This window comes from Thermotoga sp., from assembly GCF_021162145.1.
Classification (GTDB): domain Bacteria; phylum Thermotogota; class Thermotogae; order Thermotogales; family Thermotogaceae; genus Thermotoga.
The window spans coordinates 1-2,508 of record NZ_JAGGZH010000129.1 but is presented as its reverse complement, the minus strand read 5'-3'; the positions used below and the strand labels follow the sequence as shown (position 1 = coordinate 2,508).

Genomic DNA, 2,508 nt, shown 5'->3' with positions numbered 1-2,508 from the left:
GTTTCTAGGCGAGCTCGATGGTACAAACTTCGATGGTCTCGTCTTCATAACCAGTGTTGATGTTGTGAAGATGGGTTAGCGTTCGAAGAACCGGTCAAGATCTTCGTAGCTGATCCTGAAGGCCACCGGTCTTCCGTGTGGACACCTTTCGTATTTCTTCTTGAAGTAAAGATTCACAAGCTTTGATGCCGTTTTTTCATCGAAATCGCCGGATTTTGTGGCAAGCTTACATGCGGCAAGGGCGATTTTCTCCTTCAACATCTTCGTACTGCCCCAGGAAACTTCTTTAAAAAACTCTCCCACGACATCTTCTGTGAGAAACTCGGGGACTTCCAGAACCACCAGAGACTTACCCTCCGACTGGAAGGAAAAACCAAACTCTTCCAGCTTTTCCCTCTCTTCACTCGACAGGTTAACAACGATCCTTCTCGTCAGCTTTCTTGATTTCCACATCCTCTTTGAGAGGATCTCCTCGTAAATAGCTCGCTCATGAAGCGCATGAAGGTCGATGAAAAGAAGAGCCTCTTCTGTCTCCACAAGGGCATACTTTTTCCTCACGAGAAACCACCTGTAAGAAGGAGACTCCGCTACACTCAGCATTCGAGTGGATATATCCTCGTACGTAATCGACCTGTACCATTTCTTTGCCAGGTTTTTCGTTAAAACTTCCTCCAGGGCTCTCTTGACCCTTTCTTCTTCCAGAAACTTCACAACGATCTTTGATGGGTGAACGTTGACATCTAGTTTTTCCGGATCTGTCTCTATGAACAAAACAACGATCGGATACCTTCTTTTTGGAAGGTCATAGGCCTTCATGAGAACCTCGTGGAGTTCTTCAGAGATCACGAAACGCCCGTTCACATAGAAATACTCCCCCGTTCTGTTCGGCCTTGTGATTTCGCGCGGTGAGATGATACCTCTTATCTTCAGATCTGAAAGATCTTCTTCGAACGTGATATGAGCTTTTCTTAGGTCTTCGAGTATTAAAAGAGCCCTTTCGAAGGCATTTTCCGTTGTTGGAAAGGAGTAAACTATCTTTCTATCTGAAACAAAGGTGAAGTCCACATTATTTTGCACAAGAGCGAATCTTTCGAACATCTCACGACACATTCTGAGTTCTATTGAAGAGGATTTCAAAGACTTTCTCCGAACGGGAAGGTTGAAAAACAGATCCTTCACTTCCACCGTTGTACCCACTTCCCTGGGCGTTTCTGATACTCCTTCCACCTTGCCTGCTGAGGCTAGAACCAGCGACGCCAATGGACCTTCCTTTGCTCTTGTTACGATTTTCACTCTGCTCACCTGAACGATCGAAGCGAGTGCCTCTCCTCTGAAACCATAGGTCCTTATTCTGTGAAGGTCTTCTTCGCTCTCTATCTTACTGGTGGTGTGAGGTTCTATCGCAAGGAGCACTTCCTCTTTTGTCATACCGATACCGTTGTCTGATACTCTAACAAGATTTTTTCCGCCGTTCTCCACTTCGACCACGATCCGGGTGGCCTGCGCATCCAGGCTATTTTCAATGAGTTCTTTCACGACAAAGGAAGGATTATGAATCACCTCGCCCGCAGCGATCTTTCTGATGAGACTTTCTGGGAGTCTCTTTATCTTCAAAGATTTCACTCCTTGTTCTTTTTTCAGAGTGATTTTAACACCATGTCGAATCTCAAGATGGGATCTCCGATTCTGCCCTGTCTCAGGTATTCGTAGTGCTTGTTCCAGCCGTAGATTCGTATCCACTTGATTCGCAAACATACCAGTTTCCATCGATCTGTTTGAAGAATGCGGTGCGATTATAGGTATATTTTGCTATTAGAGACTTGCGCTTAGGAGACTTGTCCCAGAATTTCTTTGCAGCCTTGGAATCTGGTTTTCTACGTCTCAGTTCCTTGTATTGAGCTCAGAGCATCTGATGTATCAAGGCTGCTTCACGTTCTGCATTGATAGCAAGCTGGGTAGGAAGATTGAAACTCTCTAATTGTGTTGTAGTAGAGCCTGGGTAGTTTTCGAATGTTGCCTTAGTTAGTTTGAGCTTGAGTTTGCAAGATAGAGTCACCTGTTTTCTTCACATCTCATACGTATATTAACAAACGTGTGAGAAATTTTGCGGGCTTTATTCTGCTCCTCGGTTCACAAAACCGGGGTTTCCGCAGAGTGGGATTCTATGAAAAAATTTCGAGGTTCTTAGAATTTCTCGGAGCAGAAACGATAGGAATCATCGGAGGAAACAAACTGAATGAACTAGGCTCTGTTTTGAACGGAGTAGATTTACTCACAGCAGAGAATCCTGGATATCGACTGATGAAATAAAAAGCGGGGAGAATCCCGCTATTTTATTTTAAATTTTGATGTAGCTTCGGAAAGTTCTGAAGAAATTCTCAAAAGTCTCTCTGCCGCCTCATTGACTTTGGCAGAGGAAGAGGTTTGACTTTCAATGAGACTTTCTATCTTGTTGAGGCTTTCAACAACTCCCTCCACTATCTTCGTCACGTTGTCCATGGCACTCGC

General features: G+C 44.5%; 3 protein-coding genes. 1 reads left to right on the top strand and 2 read right to left on the bottom strand.

What is annotated here, in order from left to right:
* Positions 1-75 precede the first annotated feature (75 nt).
* Positions 76-1,614: a DNA mismatch repair endonuclease MutL gene (mutL, locus tag J7K79_RS07920; protein WP_366932608.1), complete on the bottom strand. Its 1,539-nt coding sequence runs from the start codon at positions 1,612-1,614 to the stop codon at positions 76-78.
* Positions 1,615-2,154: 540 nt separating this feature from the next.
* Here mutL and J7K79_RS07915 point away from each other — a divergent pair.
* Entirely contained in the window at positions 2,155-2,310 is a 156-nt protein-coding gene (locus tag J7K79_RS07915) for a hypothetical protein (RefSeq protein WP_296907272.1), read from the top strand.
* An 18-nt stretch (positions 2,311-2,328) separates the two neighbouring features.
* Here J7K79_RS07915 and J7K79_RS07910 read toward each other — a convergent pair.
* Positions 2,329-2,508: hypothetical protein (locus tag J7K79_RS07910; protein ID WP_296907270.1), on the bottom strand; the 180-nt coding region annotated here is incomplete at its 5' end.